We start from the raw sequence: 21,385 nt of genomic DNA on the forward strand, positions 1-21,385 counted from the left end.
AATTAGGTATCCAAATTTATGAACTGACTCAGTCCGGCATGCCCGTGCCACGCGTCTCCGGCAAAAACCACGGAACCACGATACCGATCAGATACACAGAGCCGAGTGCCAACGCAGCTTGAGACACACCACCGAACGATTTGATCATGCTGCCCGCGATGATCGGGAACACCCACGCGATCAGACGCGCAGCATTGAACACGAAGCTAATCGCGGTGGAACGTACGCTGGAACCAAAGAGTTCACATGGGTAGATCGCCATCCAGACATAGGCACAGCCCAAGGTGAAGAAGCCATTGATTGGCGCAACGACCATCATCGCTTCGACGCTTGTCGTCAGCTTGTACGTGACGACCGTTGTGAGCAGTGCACCGACGAAAGTGAGTGACAGGAACGCTCGCCGGCCGATTGCATCCACCACGAAGCCCGCGATCATGTAGGCTGCAATCGCGCCGATGGTGTACGCAATCGATACCTTCGAGCCCCACGACAACGCATCGGGGATGCCTTCGGCTTTAGCGAGCGCTACGGTATAAGTCGGCAGCCAGCTGGAAATGGCCCACCAGCCAACGGTCGTGACGATCGACAGCACGAGCAGAAGCAGCGTGCGGCGCAGCGCTTCGGGTTCGCGGAACAGTTGCGTGAGCGTGAAGGGGCGCTTGTCGGAAGCAGACGCGTCGCCCGCAACCGGCTGGGTGCTCGTCGTGCTCGTCGCGCTCCAGCGTTTTTCGCGCACCGCGCGTTGCCATTTCTCCGACTCGTTGACCCCACGGCGGATGTACAGCACAAAAAGCGCGGGGACTGCGCCAAGCACGAACATCAACCGCCACGTTTCGGCGCCGAGTGGATGCGCCGACGAAAGCGCGTACCACACGACCGCCGCGATCAGCGTGCCCCAGCCGAAGCCCGATTGCAGGAAACCCGCCCCTTTCGCACGCGCCCGCTCAGGCCATGTTTCCGACAGCAGCGCGACGCCCGTGCTCCATTCGCTGCCCATGGCGAGGCCGGTCAGGAAGCGCAGCCCGCACAACACCCAGAAGGTTTGCGAGAATGCGGTCAAACCCGAAAACACCGCATAGAGGAAGACGGACCAGAGCATCATCCGCTTGCGTCCGACATAGTCCGCGAGAATCCCGCCGATCAGACCGCCCGCCCCCCAGCCAAGCAACGTGATGCCGATAACCAGACCTGCGTATGTCGTAGGAGACGCGGCTTGTGCCGGCGACAGCACCGAATGCAGCATCGGCCCAAGCACGACGACGAGTGCCAGTGCCTCATAGCCGTCGAAAATCCAGCCGAGAAAGCTGGCCTTCAGCACACGCCAGTGCATTGCCGTGAGCCCCTCGTACCAGCGCGTTCGCGCGCTCAAGGCCAGTTGTTTGTGTTCCATCTTTCGTCTCCTTCATGTTTTCAACCGAGTTTTCCTGCGTGCCGGCCGTCCACCGGCTTGTGCTTCTGAAAAGGCTGATGGGCCGGCGTCCAGGACAACCGCGCCGCCTCGACATAGAATCGCGAGGCACAGTGCCCGGTCGCACGCCTCAACCGATCGTCCTGCGAGGATTGAGCCCTATGGCACACAGGATGCCGGTCGGCAGGCGGATTGAAAACTTCTCAATGTTCAATAGAGGCATCGCCAACCGCGATGGGTGCCCGCGACCGGATAGCCAACCCGAAGGAGTAAGGATGCGTGTTTCAGCAGAACGGCCGTTGCGCCTCGACATGGAGTCCCTGCGCATTTTTGTGGCCGTCATTGAGGAGGGCAGCATTGCCGCGGCGGCGGCCCGCACGCATATCGTGGCGTCAGCCGTCAGTAAGCGCGTATCGGATCTCGAAGAGGACGCCGGCACGCCGCTGTTGTATCGGCACAGCCGCGGTGTGCAACCTACGCCGGCCGGCGAGGCGCTCTATCATCATGCGAAGCGGCTGAGCGAGCACTTGCAGCAAATTTCGGATGAATTGTCTGAGTATTCGGCGGGATTGAGGGGCCATACCCGGATTTATGTGAACTTTACGGCCATGGTCCAGTATCTGCCGGGTGTGCTGCGCACCTTCCTGCGCACCAATCCGAAGGTGCGGATCGATATGGCCGAGAAGTCGAGCGATGAAGTCGTGCAGGCAATCGCAAGCGGTGTCGCCGATCTCGGCATCTGCGCGGCTACCCGGGACGCTCTCGGCGATCTGCAGTGGCGTCCATACAGCGTCGATAAGCTGGTCGTGATCGTGCCGTCGGATCATCGGCTCGCCGAGCGCGCGAGCGTGACCTTCGCGGAAGTTCTGGAGGACGACTTCGTCAGCATGCCGTATGGCACGTCCATTTCGAAGTTGTGTCGCGCCGCCGCTGAGCGTGCGGGCATGCGGCTTCGCGTGCGCATCGAAGTGACCAGCTTCGAGGGCGTGCGCAACATGGTCAGCGCGGGTCTCGGCATTGGCGTGCTTCCCAAGGGAAGCGTGACGCCTTATATGCAGTCGGTGCCGTTTCGCGTCGTTGAGCTTGATGAACCGTGGTCGCAGCGACCACTGGTCATCATCGCCCGCAACTTTGAGACGCTGCCGCTGCCTGCACGCATGCTGGTCGACCACCTCAACAAGCACCGGGATAACGAGCCATGAGGACTGTCACCAGTCGATGGTGAGCCATCGCGGCTCGCGATGGGTGGCGTCGTTACTTATTGATTTACCTGACGGGCCGGGATTCTTAGCATTCGGGTAGCAGCAACATCAACAACTCACGGAGCGCGCAACATGGACCTGAAACTCCCGATCAAGGTCGCCGTCCTCGACGACTATCAGAACGTCGCGCTGAGCGTGGCAGACTGGTCGCCGCTTAAGGACCTGGCAGACGTGACGGTGTTCAACGATCACGTCGCTGATATCGGGAGCCTGATTCAACGCCTGCTGCCATTCGACGTCGTATGCGTCATGCGAGAACGCACACCGCTGTCCCGCCTGGTCATCGAAAGCCTGCCGAGCCTGAAGCTGATTGCCTCGACCGGCCCGGGGAATGTGTCGATCGATCAGGAGGCGGCTGCCGAACGCGGCATCGAAATTCGTCATACGGGCTATTCGTCCACGCCGACGATCGAGATGACGTGGGCGCTGATTCTCGCGATGGCCCGCAACATTCCTCTCGAGACTCAATCAGTGCGTCAGGGAGGCTGGCAGCTTTCGCTTGGCGAACAACTCGCGGGCAAGACGCTCGGATTGCTTGGCCTTGGCCATATCGGCTCGGCTGTCGGCATCATCGGCCGGGCATTCAGAATGAACGTCATCGCGTGGAGTGAGAACCTCACCGAGGAACGTGCTGCGGAAAAAGGCGTGCAGCGAGTCAGCAAGGATGTGCTGTTCTCCACCGCAGATTTCCTGTCAATCCACTTGCGGTTTAGCGAGCGAACCCGAGCTTTGGTCGGCGCGACGGAACTCGCGCAGATGAAACCCACGAGCCGGCTGATCAATACGTCGAGAGGAGCGATCGTCGACAATGCCGCCCTGCTTCGGGCACTCACGACCGGTCAGATTGCCGGCGCTGCGCTGGACGTGTACGACGTCGAACCGCTCGAGAATCCGCACCCGCTGCGCGAATTGCCCAACGTACTCGCGACGCCTCATATCGGCTATGTGTCGAAGGAACTGTATCGCACCTTCTATGGCGATACGGTGCAGAACATCGTTCGGTGGCTTGATGAAACCGGGCGTTCTGCGCAAGGGTAGCGGTCAACAAGTCACGTAAGTCACGTCTACGGCGGCGGTGTATGTGCCACTGTGTGCTCGCGCGCGCGCACAATATCGAGCGTCTCCTGGTGGAATGTCGCAAGCGACTCGCGGTGCGTGACACTGACTATCGCGGCTTTCGGCAATCGCTCGGTCAACAGGCGATACAGATACGCTTCGTTTTCAGCATCGAGCGCACTCGTCGCTTCGTCGAGAAATACGTAGTCAGGCTTGTGCATCAGCACACGAGCGACTGCTAGCCGCTGTTGCTCGCCGGGAGAAAGAATGCGCCACCAATGGTCAGATTCGTGCAATCGGTCGACGTAGCCTTCGAGCCGGCACAGACGCAGCGCCTCGCAACATTCCTCGTCGCCGAAGTGGGCGGCCGCTGCTGGATAGGTGAGCCCAGCCTTCAGGGTGCCAACCGGCAGGTAGCTCTGCTGCGGGACGAACATCATGCGCGCGTTCACAGGTGCATCGATCGAGCCGTTTCCGAACGGCCAGAGACCCGCCAGCGCGCGCAACAGCGTGCTCTTGCCTGAGCCGGAAGGCCCACGCACGCGCCAGCGCGAACCGGGCTTGACGGCAATGTCGCGCACGCTCGCGAGCGTCTCGCCGTTGGGCAGCGCAAGCGTGAGGGTGTGCGTGGCGAGCTGGCTCTCGTCGACGTAGTGCAGATTGATGCCGCCATGCTCGGTGGCGGGCGACACAGACTCCTTCAGATGAGGTAGCTGCATGACGCGCTTGAACTCGCGCAGACGATTAACGGTGGCGCGCCATTGGACGAGCGTGTCGTAATTGTTGATGAACCACGAGAGCGATCCACTAACCGAACTGAATGCGTCGGCGATTTGCATCAGTGTCCCGAAACTGAACACACCCGCGAAGTAACGGGGCGATGCCACGACGATCGGAAAGATTTCGGCGATCTGAGCGTAGAAATTAAGCACGAAGCTGTAGCGCCGCGTGTACTTCATCACGCGCCACCAGTTTTCGCGAATCCGGCCGAACAGGTCCTGGACGGTCGATTCCTCGGTCCGCATCCCGTCGTAGAACGCAATCTGCTCGGCGTTTTCGCGCAGACGGATCAGGCCAAACCGGAAATCCGCCTCGACGCGCTGCAACTGGTAGTTGATCGACACAAGCGGGTGCCCGACCTTGTTGGTCAGGAGCGAGCCGGCAATCGCATAGACGATGGCTGCCCACAGCATGTAGCCCGGAATCTGGACGGGCGTGCCGCCAATCATGACGGCCAGCGCGCCCGCCGTGCTCCATAGGACGATCGAGAACCAGACGAGTGTTTCGAGTGTCGAGAGCAGGTCGAGTGTGAGCGAAAGTGTGGTGTTGGCGAATGACTCGAGGTCGACGGCGACCCGCTGGTCAGGGTTGTCGGCGAGGCGGTCGCGCTCGATGCGATAGAAGGTGCCGTCGCCCAGCCATTCCTGCAGATAGCGTGTGGTCAGCCACTGGCGCCATCGGAAGCCAAGCATCTGGCGCAGATAGCGGTTATAGACGGAGATCGCGACGAACGCGAACGCAAGCGCGCTGAAAAGCAGCATCAATTGCGGGAATTCATGGACCTTCCTGCCTTCCAGTGCGTTGTAGAAATCACGGTTCCACGTATTCAGGCGGGCGTTGATGCCGACCAGAACCAGGTCCATGACGATGATCGTGATCAGCAGACTCCACGCGGTCTTGCGTTCCTCAGAGACCCAGTACGGTCTGATCAGGCTCCAGGCTGAGACACGGTCCGCTTGCCCGGACGCAGGGCCGGAAGATTGGTCGCTCATGAACGCCCCTTAACGCGCAGTGAATACGGACCGAGTGCACGGGGTGATTGTAGGGTGTGACCTGTCCGGCCGTCGATGCGACTTTAATCTTCGCCAGCCATGGCTTCGATATGATCGATTTCGACATCCGTGACGAAGACCAGTACCCGGCGGGCGCTAGTGCGGGCCCGGTTCGCCGACAAGTCATGGTTACTCGACGGAGCAATGATAAGTCGGGTGTTTATGCTGCTGGCCAAGGCACGGCGTGGCACGCCGATTTCGAGCACGATTTGGCGACCGGAGTATTCGGCGTCAGCTCCGTTTAGTTCGATTGCGTTATATGGCCATAGAGCCGGACCGGGGTCCGGCAGCCACGATAGCGCCCTCCTCTCAACCCTTTGCGAACTCGAGCACCACGCGCGATGGGACATCGCCGTGCGCGAGGCGATGGAACACGCTGTTGATCGCCGAGAGCGGCTGCAACTCGATATCGGCCTTGACCTTGCCGTCAGCGGCGAAGGCAAGCGCTTCGGCCATGTCCCGGCGATTGCCGACAAACGAGCCGCGAATCGTGATGCAGTTCGCCACGACGTCGAACAGGGGTGTCGGAAACTCGCCCGGCGGCAACCCAACCAGCACACAAGTACCGCATTTGCGCGTCATGCCAACGCCTTGCTTGAATGCGGCCAGCGACGGCGCCGTAATCAGTACGCCATGCGCACCGCCCCCAGTGGCCTTTCTGACGGCCGCAATCGCATCGCCGTCTTTGGCGTTGATCATGGCATCGGCGCCAAGGCGTTTGGCATGCGCGAGCTTGCCGTCATCGATGTCGACTGCGCACACATGCAAGCCCATCGCCTTGGCATACTGAATGCCGAGGTGTCCGAGGCCACCGACGCCAGAGACCACGACCCATTCACCTGGGCGCGCCTGAGTCTCCTTGATGCCTTTGTACGAGGTAATCCCGGCACAGATGAGGGGCGCCGCGTCGCGGGCCGCCAGATGGGCTGGGATATGCGCCACATAATTCGGATCGGCGACTATGTATTCGGCGAATCCACCGTTCTTCGTATAACCGCCAAACTGTGCTTCGGCACATACGGGCTCACGCGCCGCGAGGCAAAACTCGCAGTGTCCGCAAGCGGAGTAGAGCCACGGTACGCCGACCCGGTCGCCTTCCTTCACGGCCGTTACACCCGCACCAAGGGCGGCGACGATGCCGATGCCTTCATGGCCCGGTATGAACGGCAATGTGGGCTTTAACGGCCAGTCCCCGTTCGCGGCATGCAAATCAGTGTGGCATACGCCGCACGCTTCGGTCTTCACCAGGATCTGGCCTGGACCGGGCTCGGGAATATCCAGTTCCTTTAGCACCAGTGGCTTGCCGAACTGTTCGACGACGGCAGCTTGCATTTTCGATGTCATGGCTTGTTCCTCGGTTGCGATGAATTCAGCGCACTAGGCAACAGCGGGCAATCCAAGCCCTCTGACCGCTTCACTCATCTTGATGAGCACGGTCTGGGCGTCGCCATAGACCATGTTGCAGTTGTCTGCGTAAAAGAGTTCATTGACGATGCCGGCGTAGCCCTTGCCTTCCCCGCGCTTGATCACAAACACCTGCTTGGCGTGATCGGCGTTGAGAATCGGCATGCCGTAAATGGCCGACGATTTGTCGGTGCGCGCGGCCGGGTTGACCACGTCGTTGGCGCCGATCACTAGCGCAACATCCGTAGTGGCGAACTGGTCGTTGATGTCCTCGAGTTGGAAGATCACGTCGTAGGGCACGCCAGCTTCGGCCAGCAGCACGTCCATCTGGCCCGGCATGCGGCCAGCCACCGGGTGCACCGCAAACTTCACCGACACGCCGCCCGCCTGAAGCAGCTTGACGAATTCGTACAGCTTGCCTTGCCCCTGCGAGACCGCGAGACCGTAACCCGGGACGATAATCACCGAGGCCGCATAGCGCATCGCGATGCCGGCGTCGCCTGGCTGCGTCGGCTTCAGGCTGCCCTTGATCTTGCCCTGCTTGCGCGTGGCGACCTCACCGAAGTTGGTGAAGATTACATTGCTCACGGAACGGTTCATGGCCTTGGCCATCAGCAGTGTCAGCAACATGCCGGCTGCACCGACCACCATGCCGGCGATCATCAGTGCGGGGTTCTGCAACACGTAGCCTTCAATGCCGACCGCGAGGCCGGTAAAGGCGTTAAAGATCGAAATCACCACCGGCATATCGGCACCGCCGATTGGCAGCGTCATCAGAACGCCGAGCGCCAGCGCACAACCGAAGAACAGATAAATCCAGGTCGGCATCGTCAATATCAGCGCGGAGTTGTCCGCGCTTGCGACGACGATGTAGCCGCCAACCACGAAGGTTGCCAGCAACACCAGTCCATTGAACACCTGCTGCCCTTTCACTCGTACGGGCTTGTTGATGACCCCATCGAGTTTGGCCCAGGCGATCAGCGAACCCGACAGGGACACCGCGCCGATCAGCGCGCCTAGCAAGGTCATGATGAGCGCGGGCGCACCCTGCGCCTTGTTGCCGAACAGTTCCACGGCGGCAATCGCGCCGGCCGCGCCGCCACCCATGCCGTTGTAAATCGCCACCATCTGCGGCATGGCGGTCATCGCCACCTTGCGGCCGCCCCACCAGGCCAACCCGCCGCCCAGCGCCAAAGCAACGACAGCGAGCCCCAGGTTGGCCGGCAGGTTGGGCCGGGCCGCCGCGCCGACGTCGAAGGCGTACAGGAAGCTCGCGAGCACGGCCACGGCCATGCCGATACCGGCGACGAAAATGCCCGAAGGCGCCGTAACAGGCGACGACATGCGGTGCAGGCCGTAGAGAAAGAGAAAAGCAGCAGCGAGATCGACCACGCCGATGCCGAGTTGGGGGAGCAGGGTCAACATGGCGGCGTCCTCAATGCTTCTTTGCGTGGATGGACTTCACGGTGCCGGACTTGCTGTGCGCACCGTGCGTGCCGTGCCCGGACGGGTGGCCGCTGGTCTTGAACATCGCGAGCATGCGATCGGTGACGGCATAACCGCCTGCGGCATTGCCCGCGCCGAGCAACACAGCAACGAAGCCGATGACTTGCTCCTGGACCGTACTCGCGTTCAGGAGCGCATAGATGCCGCCCACCACGACAATGCCGTGTACGAAATTCGAGCCCGACATCAACGGGGTATGCAGGATGGCCGGCACGTGTCCGATGATCACCCAGCCGGCGAAAGCGGCCAGCATGAAGACGTCAATCGCGACGAAGCCGGAAATGCTGATCTGGAAGTCCATCACTTAGTCCTTGGTCAGAGCGTGTTCGTGCCGGTGTTAATACAGGCGCTTATGCCGGCGCTCATACCGATGCAAGAGGTTCGGCTTTCGCGGGGGGCTTCTTCGCGGCGGCAACAGGCTTGGCCGCCTCGTCGCTCGCCTCTGCCTTGTTCTCGCCCGCGTGGGTGAGCACCGTTTTGGCGAGGACTTCGTCGCTCCAGTCGATCTCGATGACGTTGTTTTTCATGATCAACGCGAGCAGGTTGTACTGATTCTTCGCATACAGTTCGCTCGCGTCCTCGCCGAGCAGCGAGGGCACGTTCAGCGGCGCGACGATCGTCACGTTGCCGATCCGGGTGGTCTCGCCAGGCCGCGTGTCCTCGCAGTTGCCGCCGCCTTCCGCCGACAGATCGACGATCACCGAGCCCGCTTTCATGCCGGCCACTTGTGCGTGGCTGATGAGTTTGGGCGAGGCCTTACCGGGAATCGCGGCGGTTGTGATGATCAGATCGGCGCTCTGGATGTGCTTCGTCAGCACGTCCGCGACCCTGGTCTTTTCCTCGGCACTGAGCTCACGGGCATAGCCGCCTTTACCGCGCGCATCGATACCGGTATCGACGAAGGTGGCGCCCAGCGAGAGCGCCTGCTCCTGAGTTTCCGGCCGCACGTCATAGCCCTCGACGACGGCCCCAAGGCGATGCGCCGTCGCGATCGCCTCCAGCCCTGCCACACCGAGCCCCATTACCAGAACGTGAGCCGGTCCGATCGAGCCTGCCGCGCTGGTAATCTTGGGCACCACGCGAGCGAGATGGGTAGAGCCGAGTTGCACCGCGTAGTAGCCTGCAAGCGCGGACTGGCTCGATAACGCGTCCATGGATTGGGCGCGCGTAATGCGTGGCACCCGCTCCATCGCGAAGCAGGTGATCTTCTTGTCGAGCAGGCGTTTCACCAGCGCGGGCTCGTTGTGTGCATAGATGAACGAAACGAGGATCGCGCCCTCCTTCATCGCGTTGACCACCTCGAGCGCGGGCGGCTGAACGGCAAGCACGACATCGGCGTCTTTCACCAGCGCCGTGCGATCCGCTATAAAGGCGACGTTCTCGAACGCGGCGTCATCCAGATGAATCGCCGCGCCCGCCCCCGGCTGCATATGCAGCCGGGCACCCAGTTTGACCAGCTTCTGGACCACGGACGGCACGAGCGCCACACGGCGTTCATGGGCCCGGGTCTCCGTCAGAACAGCAACGTTGACATACATGGCGGGCTTTCCTTGTGGAGATCAGGCCGGCGCATCGAGGCGGGCGGTACGGACAAGCTTCGTATTGACGAACTCCTGGATGCCCATGTTGCCGAGCTCACGGCCGTAGCCGGAATCCTTGATGCCGCCAAACGGCAGTTCCGCATCGGACCAGTCGATGTTGTTGATGAACATCATCCCGGTCTCGACCCCGCTCGCCACACGCTTGCCGCGCGCTTCGTCTTTCGTGAAGACCGAACCACCGAGGCCGAAGTCCGAATCGTTGGCTAGCGCGATGGCCGCGGCTTCGTCCTTGACGCGGAAGAACGACACCACCGGACCGAAGAATTCGTCGCGGAAAGCCGGATTGTCCGGTTTGATATCCGTGAGGATCGTCGTTTCCATGAACGAGCCGGGTCGGTCGATGCGTTTGCCGCCCATCACCAGCGTGGCGCCATGTGCCACTGCATCGTCGACCTGCTTGAGCAGTTGAACCAGCGCCGCCTCGGTGGACAAGGGGCCGTGCGTGGTCTTCTCGTCCATCGGATCGCCTGCCTTCAATTCGGAGAGCGCCGTCTTGAACTTCGCAAGAAATTTGTCGGCAATCGAATCGAGAACGATGAATCGCTTCGCCGCGCAACAGGTCTGGCCAGCGTTATACATCCGCCCCCATACAGCCCACGGAACGGTCTTTTCCAGGTCGGCGTCGTCGAGCACGATGAACGCATCGCTGCCGCCTAGCTCCATCGAAGTCTTCTTGAGGTTCTGCCCCGCTCGCGCCGCAATACTTCTGCCGGCCTCGACGCTGCCCGTCAATGCCACACCCTTGATGCGCGGGTCGTCGATGATTCGCTCGGACTGCTCGTGCGAGATCAACAGGTTGGTGTAGGCCCCCTTAGGTGCGCCCGCGTCGAGCAGGAGTTTCTCGAAGGCAATCGCGCATTGCGGTACGCAGCCTGCATGCTTGACCACCAGCACGTTACCCGCCATCAGTTGCGGGCCGGCGACGCGTGCAAGCTGGTAATACGGGAAATTCCACGGCTCCACGCAGAAGAGCACGCCGAATGGACTATTCTCCATGTGCGCCTCACCGACTTTCGGATTCAGTTTGGTCGGTGCCAGGAAAGTTTTCGCGTGCTCGGCGTAATAAGCAAGGATGTCGGCGCTGAACCTGACTTCGCCACGCGCTTCGTCGATGCGCTTACCCATTTCAAGGGTCGCCAGTTTGGCAAATTCATCGACGTTCTTACGCATCAGCGTTGCGGCCTTATCCACGATTTCGGCACGCTGGGCGTAGGTCGTGTGCTTCCATGTCTGGAAACAGGTCTCGGCAGCGGCGATCGACTTTTCAAGCTGCTCATCGGTCAGTTTTTCGAAGCTCTTCAGAACCTTGCCGGTGTTAGGGTTGACGCTTTGATAAGCCATGATTTGTGTTCTCTTTAAATGGGGTTGGGCTTGAGTCCGGTAGTGGAACGTCAAGCATCTGTCGAACACCAGCACATCTTGTGTTCGACATCCTAATTATTTATCTTCGAGTGCTTGCAGCTCGAACCCAGCTTGCGCGTCTGACCTCAGGCGCCCTGCTTCTTCATCGCGGCCTTCGACTCTTTCACGTCCTGGTCAGTCCTTGGACCGAAATCACGCAAAATGATCTGTCTTGCCGCGCCATTGCATAGCAGCGACTGCCTCCGCCATGAGCGCGGCGGAAAGAAATAGTGTTTTCGGATTGTGAGCATGATGGCCACTCCTTGCTGGAGGGGGCGGCCCGGGCGAGCGATCAAAGAAAATCATACTGCGCGAGGGTGTTTCGAGCGCTTTTGGATGAGAGACGCAAGGCGCGTGCAACCACGGTGCGCTTAACCTCGGTGGAGGTCGGTACGGTGCCGTACAAGTGCGGACCCGGCCCCAATGAGCACGAAACAAAGTCTCAATGTCCGTCGCGGTACCGTTCAGGACGGTTCGCCCGCTCCCGAACCTCCGGGTGCTGTTGCCGGCGCAGTCAGGTCTTCGTCAAAAGACGGGTGTGCCATCTCTTTGCCAGCCGGCACGCGGCCTGATTCGGCAATGTCAACCCGCAGACTGCCTTGATTGTTCCAATACGCCCAGGTGGCGTCGTTGGCAAAGCAATACAGGTAACCCGAGTAAGGAGCCTTGATCTCCATCTCTCTGCCGATTCTGAAGTAGAAGGGTTGAGGTGACACGCCTGCTTCGCTCGGCTCCCCTGGGTAAGAGATGGCACCGCAGAGTTCGAACCAGTTCGCTCCCCTGACCCGCTTGGACCATGCGAACAGGCGCTGCATCCAGTTGCCTGGCGTGCCCTCCGCACCCGATGCGATGTCCCCATCCAGCCATGTTTGACCTTCAGGCACCTTGAACCGGTAGCTCACCCCTTCCTTCATGAAAATACCGGTCCAGTTCCACAGCGTGCTGGCGAAAACCCGCACCTGGACCCCGGCCGCAGGCTCTATATTCGGTCGATAGGGAGCCTGAAAGATTGGCGGACTGGCCTGCCGTGCCAATGCCAGATCCGATATCGATTCGGAGCATATTCGTGAATCCTTCGCCAGATAGGGAAAGGACCGGGGACGAAATCCGATCCTCCTGTAAAAGCCTGTGAGTGAGTTGTGAAGGACGCCATGCACCGCCGACAACTGGCCCGCATCGGCTATCTGGTCCAACATCTCCGATTCAAACACCGCACCGCACTGCGCAGCCTCGGCAATCATCCATTTGAGTGTGGCATCAGAAAGCCCGGTCTCCTTGTAGCCGCCCCCAACGTCGGCGTGCACGCCAGGGAACCACACTTGCGTCACGCGCACCGGGTCGCAGCCATCCGCATCCGTCCACAACGTTGGCAAGAAGGTGTTCCGCTGCTCATCAATGGCGAGGCCTTGCACCGCGCGTTCGACTTCCGGCGAAAGCCTCGTGTCATGAAATTCGAGGCGCTGTCTCCCGAAGCCGAACATGTTCGCAATTTCAGGAATGCCGAGAGCGCCCACCGTCTCCCAAACGCCCAGGAAGCGAATGGGAGGCGGCTTGCCATTCTCGATGCAGAACCGTTCCTGCAGGCTGATGTTTTCCGGCATTGCTGGATCAAGCCGGTACAGGTTCCATGCCTGCTTGACTAGCGCCCAGCTTGCCTCGCGAGGAAGTCCGCAACGGTGGAGCATGCCCACCAGGCTTCGCGCCGTGAACGCACCACGCGAAAAGCCAATGACAAAGATTTCAGAACCTTCCTCGTAGTGGTCGGACAGCCACTTGTACGCGGTTCGAATGTCTCGCGAGAGGCCTAATCCCAGCGCACCGTCTACGATACGACGAACTCGCCCTTCATTAGCGCCAATGCCGACGTGGTAGTACCGGAGTTGCTCGACGCCATCGTCACCGTGGTCACTCAACGCGTTGAAAAAGCGAACGACATTGGTTGGAACAGGCACCCCCTGAAACTCGTCGCTATCCGAGTTCCATGTGCCGTCGCAGCAAACGAAAAGTCTCTTCATGTTTGCGGGTTCTACCTCATATTTCGACGCGCGAGCCCAGCTCGATCACCCGGTTTGAACTCAGCTTGAAATAAGCCGCAGGGTTACCGATATTGTGCGCCATTACGCTGAACACTCGTTCGCGCCACACCGGCATGCCCTTGCCTCCGGTCGCCACCACGGTGGCATGACTGAGGAAATAGGACACCTGCGCCGGATCGACTACCAGGCCCTTCGGCTCGCAGTCGCGCAGCGCTTGCGGCAGGCTGGCCTCGTCCTTGAAGCCGTAGGTCACGAGGATGCTGTGGCAGTTGTGGCCCAGCGGCGTGATCGCCACGCGCTGCTCGCGCGGCACATAGGGCACATCCAGGTTGGTCACGTGCACGAACAGCACACGCTCGTGCAGCACGTGGTTATGCGCCAGGTTGTTGATCAGCGCGTGCGGCACGGTGCTGGGGTTGATGGTCAGGAACGCGGCGGTGCCGGGCACGCGTATCGTTGCCTTCGCGAACAGGCTGTCCAGGTACCTGGCCAGCGGCAGCGCGCCGGCATGGACGGTGGCCTCTTCGACCATCAGCTCACGGCCGCGGTGCCAGGTGGACATGATGGTGAACATGATGGCGCCCAGCAGCAACGGGAACCATCCGCCATCCACGAACTTGAGCAGGTTGGCCGAGAAGAACGTGAAGTCGATGACGAAGAAGAAGCCGGTGGCCAGCACGCACAGCAACCAGTTGTAGTGCCAGGCATAGCGCACGACGTAGAACGTGAGGAAGGTGGTGATCATCATGGTGCCCGTTACGGCGATACCGTAGGCCGAGCCCAACGCCGTGGAGGAACCGAAGCCCAGCACCGCCCCCACCACCGCGATCAGCAGCATCCAGTTGATGGCGGGCACGTAGATCTGGCCGACCTCGCGTTCGGAGGTGTAGACGATGCCCATGCGCGGCATGAAGCCGAGTTGCATGGCCTGCTTGGTCATGGAAAACGCGCCGCTGATCACGGCCTGCGACGCGATCACAGTCGCCACCGTGGCCAGCAGCACCATCGGGAACAGCGCCATCGACGGGAAGAGGTGGAAGAAGGGGTTGTCCACGGCCTTGGGGTCCGACAACAGCAGCGCGCCCTGGCCCAGGTAGTTGAGCGCCAGCGCGGGTAGCACGAGTGCGAACCACGACAGGCGGATCGGCGGCGCGCCGAAGTGGCCCATGTCGGCATACAGCGCCTCGGCGCCGGTCAGCGCCAGCACCACCGCGCCGAGCGAGACAAAGGCTCGCCAGCCGTTGCGCACCAGGAATTCGAGACCCACGAACGGGTTGAAAGCGGCCAGGATGCCCGGCGCGCGGCCGATGGTAAGCAGACCCGACACCGCAATCACGCCGAACCACAGCACCATCACCGGCCCGAACACCGCGCCGATGCCGGCCGTGCCGCGCCGCTGCACCAGGAACAAGGCGATCAGCACGACTAGCGCGATCGACACCACGAAGGGCTTAAGTTGCGGCTCCGCCACTTCCAGCCCTTCCACCGCGCTGAGCACCGAGATGGCCGGCGTGATGACGCCGTCGCCGTAGAACAGCGCCGCGCCGAACACGCCGGCGAGCAGCAGCCCGTGGCGCAGGCGGGGCCGGTTCATTACCGAACTGGAAGCCAGCGCCAGCAGCGCCATAATGCCGCCCTCGCCGTGGTTGTGGGCACGCATGATCAGCGTCACGTACTTCAGCGTCACCACGATGATCAGCGACCAGATGATGAGCGACACCACGCCCAGCACATTGAAGCGGTTGAGCACCAGCCCGTGACCCGAGTCGAATACCGTGCTCATGGTGTAGAGCGGACTGGTGCCGATGTCGCCGAACACGATGCCGATGGCGGCCAGCGCCAGTTTGGCCATCGACCCGTGGCTGGTTTCAGCGACGTGGCCGGCAGGGGTGCCCGGTTGTTGGCCTGAAGACGATTCCATGAATGGCTCCTTCTCAGTGGGTGGGGCCCCCGGCCAGCGAACGGTGCGCCGGCGCTCAAGCGCCTGGCGGCCCGTCTGGTCACGCTGATCCTCCTGCAATGGGCCGATCAGCGGACGGCCTGTCGATGACAGCGTACAGAAGAAAGGGCGCGGTTCAAAGCCAGGCATCCCCTTAGGATCACCCATCAGAACCGGTTCGCCTCAGTTGGTCTCCGGGTCTTCATCCATGATGAGCAGAAACAGTGTCGCCTGAGAGGAGATGTTCAGCTTCTTGTAAAGATTGCGTCGGTGAACTTTGGCGGTAGCAGGTGACACGCCAAGCAGCCTTGCCATATTCTTGGTCGAATGTCCGGCAAGAATCATCAGCGCGATTTCGATTTCGCGGTTGGTCAGCGACGCATTGGAGCGCTTGCGCAACGCCTGTTCGAAGTGAAGGCGTCGATCACCTCCCGCGGGTGAACTCACCGGCGGGGGAAGCACGGCTGTTTGCGCCGCCAAGGCATGGCACATCAACGGAAGCAACCATGCGCCGTAAAGACAGAGGGTTCCGATTTCAGTCGAGCTAAAGCGGCGTTCACTGCCCATCGATACAGACAGCGTTCCACCCGCGGGCAGCGGGGCTAACAACTGCACCTCATCTTCCAGCACGTTCACCGAAAAATAGCGGCGAAAATATTCGGTTTCCCGGAAGTGATCGGGTGCGACTTCGTCGAGACAATACACGCCCGGACTGATCCCGCCCAGGCTGAATTGATAGAAAGGGTCCAGCAAATAGACGCTGTTCAAATACCCCTTGAACAGTTCGTCGTTCGGCGTGCGCGACTGGATCTCCGCAATCAACTGGGGTTTCCCGTTGGGCCAGAAGATCACCACCACCCAGTTGTCAAAGTGGACCACTTTGCGCAACAGGTCGATCAGCGCATGCCAGAACTGTTTGTCGTCGAGCTTCTCGACCAGACGTCCAAGCCGCTGATGAAAGGCAACGTCCGATACATCAAGCTGCATGTCAGTTTCCCCCACTACCCCTTAAAGGGTAGGTCGTCCCATCGTTCTAGCCCTTCGGCCTGATTTTCACGCGTCGTTCCCCACCCTACCATCTCTGTACCCCGTCGCATGCGTGTCGGCAGGCTTGCTCGCAGCGAGCAACACAGGAGAAAAGTATGGGTATCAGAGACATCGGCGTTCGAGTTGGCCACGGCACGCCCGGTCCGTTTAACAGCATCACCGACGTGCAAGGCGTGAGAGTCGGTCATCGTACCCTGGTCGAAAACCGCGCAGAAGCTTCGATTCGAACCGGCGTGACGATCATCGAACCACGCGCCGGCATGGCACGGCTCGATCCATGTTTTGCCGGCTGTCATGTGCTCAACGGAAACGGCGATGCCACCGGCCTGGAATGGATCCGCGAATCAGGCTTGCTGACTACGCCTATCGCCTACACCAACACGCACAGCGTCGGCGTGGTTCGCGACGCATTGGTCGCCGCCGAACGCGCATGCGTCGGCGATAGCCAGTACTGGTGCATGCCGGTGGTGCTGGAAACTTTCGATGGGGTGCTGAGCGACATCTGGGGGCAGCATGTCACCGCCGCGCACGTTCACGAGGCGCAAGCCGACGCTCGCAGTGGACCGGTGGCCGAGGGCTCGGTTGGCGGCGGTACCGGCATGATTTGTCATGAGTTCAAAGGCGGCATTGGAACAGCCTCGCGCAGGCTCGCGGCAGAGGACGGTGGCTGGACCGTCGGCGCGCTGGTCCAGGCGAACTACGGTCGTCGCGATGCGCTGCGCGTGGCCGGCTATCCGGTTGGCGAGGTGCTGCGAGATCTGCCGTCGCCATTCGACAGACGTCGGGCGGGTGTCCCCGGAATGGGATCGATCGTGGTGACGCTTGCGACCGACGCGCCGCTTCTTCCGCATCAGTGCGAGCAGATTGCACGGCGCGCGAGTATCGGATTAGCCCGCGTGGGCGGCGGCACCGAATACTCCAGTGGCGACATCTTCATTGCCTTCTCGGTGGGTAACCGCGGCATACCGCCGGCGGATTACGGCAAGGCAATCGAGCCTGTCATCAGCGTGCGCAGCGTCATTCACGATTTCATTTCTCCGCTATTCGTCGCGGCTGCGGAAGCGGTCGAAGAAGCCATTCTCAACGCCCTCGTTGCTGCTGAAGATATGGACGGCCAAGGCGTTCATGTCCCCGCGCTCGGCGCCGCACGTTTGCTGAAAGCACTGGAACACGTTGGTTGGCGCCGCGACCGCCCGATTACTGACTGACGCTTCTTCCCCCTCGCATGGGTTCCTTCATTAAAACAGAAAGGCCGCTATGACACCCCGCCATCTCATCACTGTCGTCACTGGACTCCTCGCAGTTGCGGGGACGCTGGCTGCGACCGCAAACCATGCTCAAGCCGAAGAGCTGAATGTCTACAACTGGTCGGACAATATCGCCGACGACACCGTCTCTGGGTTCGAAAAGGAAACCGGCATTCACACGCGATACGACGTCTATGACGGCGACGACACCTTGCAGGCAAAGTTGCTAAGCGGATCATCGGGCTATGACGTTGTAGTGCCGTCATCCAGCTATGCCGGCAAGCAGATCGAAGCAGGTGTCTATCGGAAACTCGACAAGACCAAGATTCCAAACCTGGCCAATCTGGATCCCGTGCTCATGAAGATGCTTGCGTCGGCCGATCCGGGCAATCAATACACCGTGCCATGGTCATGGGGCACGGACGGCATCGGTTACAACGTCACGAAAGTGACGCAGATATTAGGCAAGGACGCACCCTACGATAGTTGGGACCTGCTGTTCGATCCGCAATACGTTTCGAAGCTGAAAACCTGCGGCGTTTCCGTGCTCGACTCCGCGGAGGACGCATTCTCGGTTGGGTTGATCTACCTGCATAAGGATCCCAACAGTAAGAACCCCGCCGATTATCAGGAAGTGTTCAAGCTGCTCAAAACGATTCGCCCGTACATCACCCAGTTCAATTCTTCCGGCTACATCAACGATCTCGCCAATAACGATGTCTGCATCGCGCTAGCGTGGTCGGGCGACGTCGGGATCGCGAAGCGGCGTGCAGAAGAGGCCCATCGCGCCTATGAGATTCGCTACGTCATTCCTAAGGGCGATGGAGTGTTGTGGTTCGATCTGATGGGTGTTCCTAAAGATGCGCCACACCCGGAAGCTGCAATGCAATGGATCAATTACATCCTTCAGCCCAAGGTTAGCGCGGCGATCACCAATCAGGTTTTCTATCCGAACGCTAACGCTTCGGCCCGTGCTTTTGTGAAGCCGGCGATCCTCGAGAATGAAGCGGTTTATCCTCGCGGAGAAAAGATGAAATCGCTCACGCTGTCATTGCCTTTGCCGGCCGATATCTTGCGCCTTGAAAACAGGCTGTGGACACAGCTTAAGGCCGGGCGCTGAGGTTGGGGCGGATCGACGTATTGCGTCAGCGTTGGATTGGCCGGCCGACATCGGGATCCTGTTAGTTCCTTTCATAGGATGACGTCACCACTTCAACAGAACGGGAAATGGTCAGATAGTCGCGGTGACAATCACGGAGGTTTCACTATGCGTATCTTTCTGACGGGCGCGACGGGCTTCATCGGTGCGGCCATCATTCCCGAACTTATCAACGCGGGTCATCATGTGATCGGCATGACGCGTTCGGACGCGGGAGCGCAAGCGCTTATCGATGCAGGTGCGGAAGTGCATCGCGGAACCCTGGAGGACCCGGAGAGCCTGCGCAGCGGCGCCGCAAAAGCAGATGCCGTCATTCACACGGCATTCGATCACGATTTCTCTAGATTCGTGGAGAACTGCGAAAAGGACAAGCGAGCGATCGCGGCACTCGGTTCGGTGCTCGCCGGCTCCGACCGTCCTCTGATCATCACCTCCGGGACCGGCATGGGCAGCGGCGAGCATGGTCAACCGGCGACCGAAGATGTCTTTAATATCAGCCATCCCAATCCGCGGATTGCGTCCGAGATGGCGGGGAATGCTCTCCTGGAGGCAGGTGTCAACGTGTCAGTGGTGCGTCTACCTCAGGTTCACAACCCGTTCAAGCAGGGTCTCATCTCGCCGCTCGTTGCTATCGCTCGGGAGAAAGGCGTCTGCGCCTTCGTGGGCGAGGGCCGTAACCGCTGGCCGGCTGGCCATCTCTCCGATGTGGCGCGTCTCTATCGGCTCGCCGTAGAAAAGCGCCAACAGGGGGCTCGATATCATGCGGTCGGCGAAGAAGGGGTCAGTAGCCGCGAAATCGCCGAGGCGCTTGGTCGGGGTCTGAACTTGCCCGTCGTTTCGATTGGCCCGGATGAAGCGGCGTCGCATTTTGGATGGATGGCAATGTTCGTCGGATTGGATATGCCGGCCTCGAGTGTTCAGACACAAGCCCGGTTGAACTGGCATCCAACCGGACCGACGCTCATCGCCGACCTCAACGAAGCGCGGTATGTCTAGTCACCTTTGTTGATCGGCACGAAGCGAAGCGGAATCGATCTACGTCGGGGCGTTAACGCTCATTGAAGCGATTAGCCCCCGGCGCGCTTCGCGCTGTAGCCGTACTTCTTGAGCGCTTCGATGACCCGCTCGCAATGGTCACCCTGCACTTCGATCACGCCATCCTTGACCGTTCCACCAGAACCGCAGGCTGTGCGCAATTGCTTGCCTAATGAGGCCAAGGCGAGAGGATCGAGCGCTAAGCCTTTAACGATCGTCACGCTTTTCCCGCCACGGCCCTTGGTCTCGCGTGACACTCGCACCACGCCATCGCCTACCGGTAATGTCTTGGCAACTGTCTTGCAGATACATTCCGCGATCACCTGCCTGCATTCGGGACACATCTGTCCGCCGTCGGTCGAATAGACAAGGCCGCCTTTTGAACTACGTTTCATGATTGGATTGCTCAAAGATATTACTTGGCTGCGAAACGCCGGCTCGATTGCGAGTGCGCAGGAATTGCCTGCATTGCTCGACGCCCAGCATCCGCAAACATCTCACGCAGCCGTTGTCGTTCGTTGTCTGTGAGATGTAAAGCCGCTGCCGGCATCGCGAGCACCAATTGCAGCGTCAGGTCACCGCGCGAGCCGTTGCGGTCGGTGAGTCCATGTCCGCGTAGACGGATCGTGCTGCCCTGTTGCGCGTTCGGCGGAATCGTCATCTGGTGCGCACGGCCCAGAATCTGCGCTTCGAAGTTACCGCCGAGCGTGGCGGTCACGAAATCAACCTGAATCTCGCTGGCCAGATTCAAACCGTCTCGACGAAAGGCCGCGCTGCAGACAATCACGACCGAGAAGATCGCGTCGCCGGGCGGACCGCCATTCGGCCCGGGATGGCCGCCACCTTCGACGACAAGGCGCTGGCCATCCCACACACCCGCTGGAACCTTCACCGCCTCGGACTTCCGAAATGTTCTGATACCCGTGCCGAGACACGCTTGACACCGCTCACTCGCTGGCGGGCGACCGGTTCCCCCACAGGCGACGCAGTGCGTGCCCGAGGCCGACAGACCGCTGCCGTAGCAGCTCGCGCACTGGGCGCCCCTTTCCTGACATGGATGACACGGTCCCTTCACCGAATAGCTCGCTTCGACCTCGCCGCCGTGAATCGCTGCTTCGAGCGGCACGAAAAGTTCGATCAGACAGTTCGCACCGCGCATGGGAGGCGGGCTGCGGTGTTCGCGTGAGTGGGCTGGCTTGTCGCGGTGCTCAGTCGATGCCGCCACCGGACTGGACACGGGCGGTTCACGCTTGCCGGTCAGAATCTCAAACGCCTCCTGAATGCGCTTGAACACCGGTTCGACTGTCGATTCGGCCCCCTTGTTGCGATCGGGGTGGTACTTCGCTCTTAGCCGTCGATACGCGCGCTTGACGTCTGCCGGCAACTTCAGCCGCCTATAGTATTCATCAAGACTCACGCATTTCCCCCGCATTTCTTTCCGTACGCGCAAGT

At 60.7% G+C, this 21,385-nt stretch carries 17 protein-coding genes; 5 read left to right on the forward strand and 12 right to left on the reverse strand.

Annotated elements, in window-relative coordinates:
* Nucleotides 1-28: 28 nt before the first annotated feature.
* A complete protein-coding gene (locus tag P3T25_RS19505) occupies nt 29-1,390 on the reverse strand; it encodes an MFS transporter (RefSeq protein WP_154559345.1) in 1,362 nt (453 codons plus the stop codon).
* A 293-nt stretch (nt 1,391-1,683) separates the two neighbouring features.
* Between P3T25_RS19505 and P3T25_RS19510 the strand changes: the two genes are divergently transcribed.
* Nucleotides 1,684-2,610 (forward strand): LysR family transcriptional regulator, encoded by a 927-nt coding sequence (locus tag P3T25_RS19510; RefSeq protein WP_233464781.1) that lies wholly within the window; start codon nt 1,684-1,686, stop codon nt 2,608-2,610.
* A gap of 132 nt (nt 2,611-2,742) precedes the next feature.
* Complete coding sequence (locus tag P3T25_RS19515) at nt 2,743-3,708, forward strand: D-2-hydroxyacid dehydrogenase family protein (RefSeq protein ID WP_154559346.1); 966 nt, start codon at nt 2,743-2,745, stop codon at nt 3,706-3,708.
* Between the two features lie 26 nt (nt 3,709-3,734).
* Here the strand turns inward: P3T25_RS19515 and P3T25_RS19520 are convergent, their stop codons facing one another.
* From P3T25_RS19520 to P3T25_RS19560, 9 genes are all read right to left on the reverse strand, one after another.
* A complete protein-coding gene (locus P3T25_RS19520) occupies nt 3,735-5,498 on the reverse strand; it encodes an ABC transporter ATP-binding protein/permease (protein WP_154559347.1) in 1,764 nt (587 codons plus the stop codon).
* Nucleotides 5,499-5,867: 369 nt separating this feature from the next.
* Nucleotides 5,868-6,902, reverse strand: coding sequence for a zinc-dependent alcohol dehydrogenase (locus tag P3T25_RS19525; protein WP_154559348.1), 1,035 nt, complete (start codon nt 6,900-6,902; stop codon nt 5,868-5,870).
* Nucleotides 6,903-6,935: 33 nt separating this feature from the next.
* The gene (locus tag P3T25_RS19530; protein WP_154559349.1) at nt 6,936-8,387 is read right to left on the reverse strand and encodes an NAD(P)(+) transhydrogenase (Re/Si-specific) subunit beta; all 1,452 of its coding nucleotides are present in this window, start codon (nt 8,385-8,387) and stop codon (nt 6,936-6,938) included.
* A gap of 10 nt (nt 8,388-8,397) precedes the next feature.
* Nucleotides 8,398-8,769: an NAD(P) transhydrogenase subunit alpha gene (locus tag P3T25_RS19535; protein ID WP_429358727.1), complete on the reverse strand. Its 372-nt coding sequence runs from the start codon at nt 8,767-8,769 to the stop codon at nt 8,398-8,400.
* Nucleotides 8,770-8,830: 61 nt separating this feature from the next.
* Entirely contained in the window at nt 8,831-10,006 is a 1,176-nt protein-coding gene (locus tag P3T25_RS19540; RefSeq protein ID WP_429358728.1) for an NAD(P) transhydrogenase subunit alpha, read from the reverse strand.
* Between the two features lie 21 nt (nt 10,007-10,027).
* A complete protein-coding gene (locus tag P3T25_RS19545; protein WP_154559352.1) occupies nt 10,028-11,410 on the reverse strand; it encodes an NAD-dependent succinate-semialdehyde dehydrogenase in 1,383 nt (460 codons plus the stop codon).
* 524 nt (nt 11,411-11,934) lie between these two features.
* Nucleotides 11,935-13,485 (reverse strand): DUF2235 domain-containing protein, encoded by a 1,551-nt coding sequence (locus P3T25_RS19550; RefSeq protein ID WP_429358729.1) that lies wholly within the window; start codon nt 13,483-13,485, stop codon nt 11,935-11,937.
* A gap of 16 nt (nt 13,486-13,501) precedes the next feature.
* Nucleotides 13,502-15,427, reverse strand: coding sequence for a potassium transporter Kup (locus P3T25_RS19555; RefSeq protein WP_414693408.1), 1,926 nt, complete (start codon nt 15,425-15,427; stop codon nt 13,502-13,504).
* A gap of 201 nt (nt 15,428-15,628) precedes the next feature.
* Nucleotides 15,629-16,432 (reverse strand): helix-turn-helix transcriptional regulator, encoded by an 804-nt coding sequence (locus tag P3T25_RS19560; protein ID WP_429358730.1) that lies wholly within the window; start codon nt 16,430-16,432, stop codon nt 15,629-15,631.
* Between the two features lie 155 nt (nt 16,433-16,587).
* Between P3T25_RS19560 and P3T25_RS19565 the strand changes: the two genes are divergently transcribed.
* The 3 genes from P3T25_RS19565 (at nt 16,588) to P3T25_RS19575 (ending at nt 19,894) form a co-directional block, all read left to right on the forward strand.
* Nucleotides 16,588-17,700 (forward strand): P1 family peptidase, encoded by a 1,113-nt coding sequence (locus P3T25_RS19565; protein ID WP_429358731.1) that lies wholly within the window; start codon nt 16,588-16,590, stop codon nt 17,698-17,700.
* A gap of 49 nt (nt 17,701-17,749) precedes the next feature.
* On the forward strand, nt 17,750-18,859 hold the full coding sequence (locus P3T25_RS19570) for a polyamine ABC transporter substrate-binding protein (protein WP_154559356.1): 1,110 nt from the start codon (nt 17,750-17,752) through the stop codon (nt 18,857-18,859).
* Between the two features lie 147 nt (nt 18,860-19,006).
* On the forward strand, nt 19,007-19,894 hold the full coding sequence (locus tag P3T25_RS19575) for an SDR family oxidoreductase (protein ID WP_154559357.1): 888 nt from the start codon (nt 19,007-19,009) through the stop codon (nt 19,892-19,894).
* Nucleotides 19,895-19,965: 71 nt separating this feature from the next.
* Here the strand turns inward: P3T25_RS19575 and P3T25_RS19580 are convergent, their stop codons facing one another.
* Both P3T25_RS19580 and P3T25_RS19585 read right to left on the reverse strand, forming a co-directional pair.
* Complete coding sequence (locus P3T25_RS19580) at nt 19,966-20,328, reverse strand: translation initiation factor Sui1 (RefSeq protein ID WP_154559358.1); 363 nt, start codon at nt 20,326-20,328, stop codon at nt 19,966-19,968.
* A 20-nt stretch (nt 20,329-20,348) separates the two neighbouring features.
* Nucleotides 20,349-21,350, reverse strand: coding sequence for a DnaJ C-terminal domain-containing protein (locus P3T25_RS19585; RefSeq protein ID WP_429358732.1), 1,002 nt, complete (start codon nt 21,348-21,350; stop codon nt 20,349-20,351).
* Nucleotides 21,351-21,385 lie beyond the last annotated feature (35 nt).

This window comes from Paraburkholderia sp. GAS32, from assembly GCF_050434225.1.
In the GTDB taxonomy this organism is placed as follows: domain Bacteria; phylum Pseudomonadota; class Gammaproteobacteria; order Burkholderiales; family Burkholderiaceae; genus Paraburkholderia; species Paraburkholderia madseniana.